This is a genomic window from Streptomyces sp. CBMA123 (assembly GCF_014596465.1).
Classification (GTDB): Bacteria; Actinomycetota; Actinomycetes; order Streptomycetales; family Streptomycetaceae; genus Kitasatospora.
Map to the genome: position 1 here is coordinate 104,670 of NZ_MECK01000621.1, position 7,043 is coordinate 111,712.

The following is a 7,043-nucleotide window of genomic DNA, read 5'->3' on the forward strand; positions in this document are numbered from 1 at the left end:
GCCCCGATCCCCCGCGAGGAGCACCCGCCCATGCGTGTGAACGCCTACGCCGCCCCGGCCGCCGGCCTGCCGCTGGCCGCCACCACCATCGAGCGCCGTGAGGTCGGTCCGAACGACGTCCTCATAGCCATCCAGTACGTCGGCATCTGCCACTCCGACATCCACACCGTCCGGGGCGAGTGGGGGCCGCAGCCGTTCCCCGTCGTCCCCGGCCACGAGATCATCGGCACCGTCACCAAGGTCGGCGCCGCCGTCACCGGCCACCGGGTCGGCGACCGCGTCGGTGTCGGCTGCATGGTCGACTCCTGCGGCCGGTGCGCCCTGTGCCTGCGCGGCGACGAGCAGTACTGCACGGAAGGACCGGTCTTCACCTACGCCTCCGTCGGGCGCGACGGCACCCCCACCCAGGGCGGCTACTCCACCCACGTCGTCGTCGATGCCGGCTTCGTGCTGTCCGTCCCCGACGGCCTCGACCCGGCCGCTGCCGCCCCGCTGCTGTGCGCGGGCATCACCACCTACGCCCCGCTGCGCCACTGGGGCGCGGGCCCCGGCAAGAAGGTCGCCGTCGTCGGGCTCGGCGGCCTCGGCCACATGGCCGTCAAGCTCGCCCACGCCCTGGGAGCCCAGGTCACCGTGCTCTCCCAGTCGCTGAAGAAGCAGGAGGACGGACGCCGCCTCGGCGCCGACCACTACCACGCGACCTCCGACCCCGGCACCTTCACCGAGCTCGCCGGCCGCTTCGACCTGATCGTCAACACCGTCAGCGCCGACCTCGACATCAACGCCTACCTCGGCCTGCTCGCCGTCGACGGCGTCCTCGCCAACGTCGGCGCCGCCCCCGGAGCGATGGCCGTCAACGGGTTCCTGCTCGGCAGCGCCCGGCGCGTCCTGACCGGCTCGATGATCGGCGGCATCGCCCTGACCCAGGAGATGCTCGACTTCTGCGCCGAGCACGGCATCGGCGCCGACATCGAGCTGATCTCCGCCGACCGGATCAACGACGCCTACGAACGGGTCCTGGCCTCCGACGTCCGCTACCGCTTCGTCATCGACACCGCCACCATCGGCTGACCCGCACGGACACGAGCGGCGGCAGGGCCCGGTGTCCTCCCGCCGCTCCGCGCTGCCCGGACGCTCGCCACCGATGCACCGCCGGCCGCATCGACACGCACTGACATGACGCCTCCGCCCGGGACCCGGGTGTGCCGGATCGGCACCGGGCCCCTCTCCCAGCTGCGGCAGGCGGCGACGAGGTGGCGCTGCTCCTCGACGGTGAGCCGGCCGGGTACGTGGACGGCCCCCGGGGCGGGTCCGGTACGGGGCGCGGGCGGCAGCGGGAAGAGCGGCGGGGTCGTGGTCACCGGGTGTTCCCGTTCTGGGGGAGCCGGGTGGTCAGCCGGCCGTGCCGGACCTCCCAGGCGCTGCCGTCCGCGGTGGCCCCGCGCAGGCCGTGCAGGGTGTCGGGGCCGGCGAGGGCGATGGCGCGCGGTTCGGCGAGGGCGGCGAAGCCGAAGGTCCGATCCGGGGCCCAGGCGGTGCTCTGCCGCAGCCGCCGGGCCATCTGGACCCAGCCGAGGGGCGCGGCGGCGACCACCCAGGCGTCCGGGGCCAGGGCGGTGAAGCGTCGGGCCGGGCGCAGCCAGGAGGCGGCCTGCTCGGGCCAGTCGGTGACGGCGAGGACGGATCCGCCGCGGTCCCGCCAGGCCTCGGCGAAGGCCTCGGTGGCCGCCCGGGAGGCGTCGTCGCGGCTGTGGCCCAGGGTGATGGTGTGCACCCGGGGGCGGGCGGCGGTCAACAGGCCGAGCAGCGCGGCGAGTTCGGCCTCGGTGTGCCCGTCGGGGGCGGGCAGGGGCCGGGAGCCGTCGAGCTCGGCGGGGCGGACCAGCGGGGACGGGCTGGGGGTGGCGGGGCTCATGGCTGCTGCTCCTGCTGCTGGGCCTTCCACCGGAGGTACGCGGTGGGCAGGCAGACGGCGCACGGTCGGTGGCCGGCCGCGAGCGCGGTGGGCTCGTCCGCGAAGAACACCCGGCGGCGTACGTCGTGGCCGGCGGCGAGGGCGCGCCGGGCGGACGGGCAGTCGAGGCGCCCGTAGCTGCGGGCGCGCCGGTGGCCGCCGAGGGTGCCGGGTCGGCTGCCGGTGCGGGGGTGGCCGTCGGGGCCGATCAGGCGGTACGTCCGGCTTGCGGCGGTCGAGTCGGGGGTGGTCATGGCGCCGCCTCAGGCGTCGTGGAAGACGAGCCCGAGGGCGTGCCGCCGGCCCGAGCGCACGGTGCTCACGCCGTGGCGAACGGGGCTCGCGGAGAAGCCCCGGGCGGAGCGGACGGGCCGGTCGCGGGTGGTGAAGACCAGGCCGTGGCCCTGCGGGAGGACGGTGGTGGTGCCACGGGACTGCGCACGGGGGCGCTGCTCGACCAGCAGGAACTCGCCGCCGGTGTAGTCGCTGCCGGGCTCGTCGAGGCCGATGACGACCTGGAGCGGGAAGACGAGGTCGCCGAAGACGTCGCGGTGCAGCGCGTTCCAGTCGCCGGGCCGGTAACGGAGCAGGATCTGCGAGGACTTGGCTTGCCCGGCCGCGTGGCACCGCTCGACCCACTCGTCCAGGGTGTCGGGCCAGGGTGCGGGCCGTCCGAGCTTCTCGGCCCAGCCGCGGGCGATGGTGAGCAGCTGCGGGTAGAGGGCCTGGCGCAGCGCGTGGACGGGCTCGGGCAGTTCGTGGGTGAAGTAGCGGTACTGGCCGGAGCCGAAGCGGTGCCGGGCCATGTCCACGGTGGTGCGGAACAGTTCGTCCTGGTCGTACAGCGCGGCCAGGTCGCGGCACTCCCGGGCGGTGAGCAGCTGCGGGGTGAGCGCGCAGCCGTGGGCGTCGAGTTCCTCGGCGAGGGCCGGCCATTCGGCCGCCTGGACGCGCTGCCGGGCATCGGCGGTCGCTGTGCGGCCGCTCTCGGTTCGGGTGCTCACGGGCGTCATGCGGAAGGCCATCGCTCTCGGTTCCTCACCGCGGTCCGTCGGGGTGGCCGCGCTGGTTCCAGAATGCGGCGCTGCGACGGTCGTGGCTGGCGGCTTTCGGACCCGGAGGTTCCGGCCGGTTGCCCTCCCCGGTGCGGGGAGGACAACCGGCTTCGGATCAGCCGACGTTGACGGCGGTGTCGTCGAGGACGAAGGAGGTCTGCTTGGTGTAGTCCTCGGCGCCGGTGAACTTGAGGGTGACGGTCTGGCCGGCGTACGCGGAGAGGTTGAGGCTGTGCTGCTGGTAGCCGGCGGCGGCGTTGACGTTGGAGTAGGTGGCCAGGTTGGTGCCGTTCGCGGTCACCGTGAGCTTGTCGTAGGCGGTGGTGGTGGGCTCGGCGGTGTCGATGTGCAGCCAGAAGCTGAGGGTGTAGCTGTTGCAGCCGGTCGGCAGGGTCACCGTCTGGGCGAGGGTGTCGGTGTTGGTGCTGCCGTTGCCGTCCAGCCAGACGTCGTAGCTGCCGGAGTGCGGCGGCTCGCTGGAGCTGTTGTTGATGGTGCTGCTGCCGCCGGTGTTGGTCTCGGTCCAGCCGGCCGTCGTTCCGGCCTCGAAGCCGGGGTTGGTGAGCAGCTGGGCGGCGGTGCAGCCGGTGCCGCCGCCGGTGGGCTGGACGGTCCAGGTGAAGGTGACGGAGGAGGACGGGCCGGTGGAGTCCGTCGCGGTGGCCGTCACGGAGTAGGTCCCGGCGGTGGTCGGGGTGCCGCTGATCAGACCGGTCGTGGGGTTGACGCTCAGGCCGGCGGGCAGGCCGGTCGCGCCGTAGCTCAGGGTGCCGCCGGCCGTGTCGGTGCCGGAGAGCTGGAGGCTGGTGGCGGTTCCGGCGGTGGCGGTCCGGGCGCCGGGGTTGGTGAGGGTGACGCCGCCGGTGGTGCCGCCGCCGCTGCCGGCGGCGAGCCAGGCGGTGGCGTTGAGGCCGAGGGCGGCGTCGGTGCCGGCCGGGTCGTCCCAGCCGTCGTAGACGGTCTTGCCGGGTTCGCCGGTGCCGTCGTCGATGGCCGAGCTGTCGCCCCAGATGGCGAGCCGGCCCTTGCCGAAGCTGCTGGTGGCGAAGAAGGCGCCGGTGGTGCCGGAGTAACCGGTGCGGTAGACGATGCCCTTGACGGTGGGGTTGTCGGCGGGCTTGAGGGTGAAGGTGGTGCCGTTGCGGATGATGCTGCCGGTGACGGTGCCGAAGGGGCCGTGCAGGACGGGGTCGGTGGCGTCGTTGACGGCGGTCGGGTTGTCGGTCTGGATGTTGAGCAGGTCGACGGAGAGCCCGAACGGGTCGTTGCTGTTGACCGAGTTGGTGGTCATCAGGTCGTTGATGATGGCGGGGGAGTCCCAGCCGTCGTTGTTGCGGTCGCTGCCGGTGTGGTCGGAGATCAGGAACAGTCCGCCGCCGTTCTGGACGAACGTCATGACCGCGGTCTTCTCGGCGTCGCTGAGCCGGATGTTCGGCTCGGGCAGCACGAACTCGTCGAAGTTGGCGAGGTCCAGCGCGCCGCCGGTGCCGTAGGTGATGGTGGAGCCGCTCGGCAGGGTCTTGAGGCTGTACTGGCCGGTCTTCTGGAGGGCGACGCCCCAGCTGGAGATGGCGCCGGTCCAGTCGGTCCCGGACTGGGGGTTGGCGTTCTGGCCGAGCGGGTCCGGCTGGCTGGTGCTGATGATCCAGTCCGCGTTGCCGGCGGTCTCCGCCTTGCTGTCGTCGAACAGGACGCGGTGCTGGGTGGTCGTCGTGGTGGGGGCCACGCTCTTCGCCGGGGCCGCGACGGCCGGGTGGGGGGCGGCGCTCGCGCCGGCGAGCACGGTCAGGGCGGCGGCGCCCAGGGCGAGCGGGCGTACCGCGTCGATGCGTCTGAACATGGGTCAAGTCCTCTGTGGTGTGGGGAAGTACAGGGGAGAGCTACGCGCGTAGGCGCGCTGACACCGTTCCATGATGGGGTAAGCGGCGCTTGAACGGAACGCGACGACTCGGCGCAGCGCACGGCGGCCCGTTGTCGGCAGGGGCCCCCTGAGCAGCTGCGACACCGGCAGAGCACCATGGGCACACCGAATCTCCCCCGCTGCCGGGAGGCAACCGGCCCGGTTGGCACCCCGGCCCGGCTGCCCCCGGCCCCGCTACCCCCGGGCCAGCCTCCCCAGGGCCAGGCCGGCCAGCAGCGCGGCGCCGTCGGCGAGGACGCCGTCGTCGAACTCGGCCTCGGGGGAGTGGTTGTAGGGCGCGGTGTACGGGTCTCGGCCGTCGGTGGGGGTGGCGCCGAGCATCAGGTACGCGGTCGGGACGATCGCGCTCAGCACACCGAAGTCCTCGGATCCGGCGACCGGTTGGGGCATCTCGACGTACCGTTCCGGCCCGACCAGCCGGGCCGCCAGAGCGGCCGCGAACTCCGCCTCCACCGGGTCGTTGACGGTCACCGGGTAGCCGGGCTCCAGCTCGGCGACCGCCTCCAGCCCGTGCGCCGCCGCGATCCCGTGCACCACCCGCAGCGCCTCGCGGTGCACCAGTTCGCGCGCGTGCGGCGAGAAGGAGCGGATGGTCGCCGAGAACCGGGCCTCGTCGGGGATCACATTGGCCGCCGTGCCGGCGCTGAGCGTGCCGATGGTGAGCACCACCGGGTCGAAGACGTCGATCCGCCGGGTCACCATCGTCTGGAGGGCCAGTACCGCCTCGCACAGTGCCGGCACCGGGTCCAGCGCCGAGTGCGGGCTGGAGCCGTGCCCGCCGCGCCCGCGCAGGGTGACGTGCAGCGCGTCGGAGGCGGCCAGGACCGGCCCCGGGCGGGTGGCGATCAGTCCGTTGGGCAGCAGGGCGGCGGCCACGTGCAGCGCGTACCCGGCCACCACCGGCTTGCCGGCCGCCTCCAGCACGCCCTCGTCCACCATCAGCTGGGCGCCGCCCGCTCCCTCCTCGCCGGGCTGGAACATCAGCACCACGTCCCCGGCCAGCTCGGCGCGCCGTTCGGCCAGCAGCCGGGTGGCGCCGACCAGTGCGGCCATGTGCAGATCGTGTCCGCAGGCGTGCATGGCGCCGGGGATCGTGGACGCGTACGGCAGCGGCAGGTTCTCCTGTACGGGCAGGGCGTCCATGTCGGCGCGCAGCAGTACGGCCGGGCCCGGGCGCCCGCCGCGCAGCACCGCGGTGATCGAGGTCAGCCCGGTGCCGAGGGTGAGGTCCAGGGGCAGTCCTTCGAGCGCGGCGAGCAGGCGGTCGCGGGTGCGGGGCAGGTCCAGTCCGAGCTCCGGCTCCTGGTGCAACTCCCGCCGCAGTGACACCAGTTCGGGCTGGAGGCGGGCGGCTGAGCGGGCCAGTTCGGTCAGGGACAGCTGGTCGAGCAGGGCGTCGGAGCCGGGCAGGTCGGACACGGGGCCTCCAGGGGGGCGGGTGGTCTGTCTGGCTCGATGATCGGGGTTGCCCGTCGCGTTGCGGCCGGGTTCACGGATCCGACACGAGCCGAGGGCCGGGGCGTGATGGCGCGGCCGACCCCCCGGCTCGTTGAGATAGTCCGACGGAGTGACTATCGTCATGGGGTGAGTGAGCGTGTGATGCAAGAACCCACCGTGATGGTCCTGACCGCCCTGGCAGACGCCCCCCGGCACGGATACGCCATCGCCCAGGAGATCAAGGCGATGACCGACGGCCGGGTCGCCCTGCGCACCGGCGCCCTGTACGGGGCACTGGACCGGCTGCTGGCCGACGGCCTGATCGACGTCGACCGCGAGGAGATCGTCGACGGCCGGGCCCGGCGGATCTTCACCCTCTCCCCGACCGGACGCGAACGGCTGGCGGCCGAAGCCGAACGCCTCGCCGCGACGGCCCGGGAGGCCACCCGCCGCCTCTCCGTCACCCGCCCGGCGGCGACCGGCACATGATCCAGCACGTCCTCCGGCTGTACCCCACCGCCTACCGCCGGGCCCACGGCGAGGAGATCGCCGCGACCTTCCACGAGATGACGGCCGGCGAGCCGCTGCGCGCCCGCCTGCGGGACGCGGCGGAGCTGGCGGCCAACGCCCTGCGGATGCGGGCGGGGCTCGGCCCGGCCGCCCCCGCCGCCCGGGC

The 7,043-nt window shown here is 73.9% G+C and carries 7 protein-coding genes and 2 pseudogenes; 3 read left to right on the top strand and 6 right to left on the bottom strand.

The features are described 5' to 3' along the window. Positions 1 to 30: 30 nt before the first annotated feature. On the top strand, positions 31 to 1,071 hold the full coding sequence (locus tag BG452_RS41550; protein ID WP_188309550.1) for an NAD(P)-dependent alcohol dehydrogenase: 1,041 nt from the start codon (positions 31 to 33) through the stop codon (positions 1,069 to 1,071). Positions 1,072 to 1,151: 80 nt separating this feature from the next. Here BG452_RS41550 and BG452_RS46685 read toward each other — a convergent pair. The 6 genes and pseudogenes from BG452_RS46685 to BG452_RS41575 form a co-directional block, all read right to left on the bottom strand. Next, positions 1,152 to 1,361: pseudogene (locus tag BG452_RS46685) on the bottom strand (alpha-ketoglutarate-dependent dioxygenase AlkB); the annotation flags it as partial. Then, positions 1,358 to 1,915, bottom strand: coding sequence for a hypothetical protein (locus BG452_RS41555; RefSeq protein WP_188309551.1), 558 nt, complete (start codon positions 1,913 to 1,915; stop codon positions 1,358 to 1,360). The pseudogene BG452_RS46685 and the gene BG452_RS41555, both read right to left, overlap by 4 nt. Next, positions 1,912 to 2,208 carry a metal-binding protein gene (locus BG452_RS41560; protein WP_188309552.1) on the bottom strand — a complete coding sequence of 99 codons (297 nt, stop codon included), beginning with the start codon at positions 2,206 to 2,208 and terminating at the stop codon, positions 1,912 to 1,914. The genes BG452_RS41555 and BG452_RS41560 overlap by 4 nt, the downstream gene beginning before the upstream one ends. A gap of 9 nt (positions 2,209 to 2,217) precedes the next feature. Continuing rightward, positions 2,218 to 2,967: a 2OG-Fe(II) oxygenase gene (locus BG452_RS41565; RefSeq protein WP_188309553.1), complete on the bottom strand. Its 750-nt coding sequence runs from the start codon at positions 2,965 to 2,967 to the stop codon at positions 2,218 to 2,220. Between the two features lie 157 nt (positions 2,968 to 3,124). Beyond that, positions 3,125 to 4,849, bottom strand: coding sequence for a putative Ig domain-containing protein (locus BG452_RS41570; protein WP_188309554.1), 1,725 nt, complete (start codon positions 4,847 to 4,849; stop codon positions 3,125 to 3,127). Positions 4,850 to 5,104: 255 nt separating this feature from the next. Continuing rightward, the gene (locus BG452_RS41575; protein ID WP_411293098.1) at positions 5,105 to 6,340 is read right to left on the bottom strand and encodes a M20 metallopeptidase family protein; all 1,236 of its coding nucleotides are present in this window, start codon (positions 6,338 to 6,340) and stop codon (positions 5,105 to 5,107) included. Positions 6,341 to 6,514: 174 nt separating this feature from the next. On the opposite strand from BG452_RS41575, the gene BG452_RS41580 reads away from it, so the two are divergent. Next, positions 6,515 to 6,856: a PadR family transcriptional regulator gene (locus BG452_RS41580; RefSeq protein WP_317621486.1), complete on the top strand. Its 342-nt coding sequence runs from the start codon at positions 6,515 to 6,517 to the stop codon at positions 6,854 to 6,856. Continuing rightward, positions 6,853 to 7,043 (top strand): annotated as a pseudogene (locus BG452_RS41585) (hypothetical protein); the annotation flags it as partial. The gene BG452_RS41580 and the pseudogene BG452_RS41585, both read left to right, overlap by 4 nt.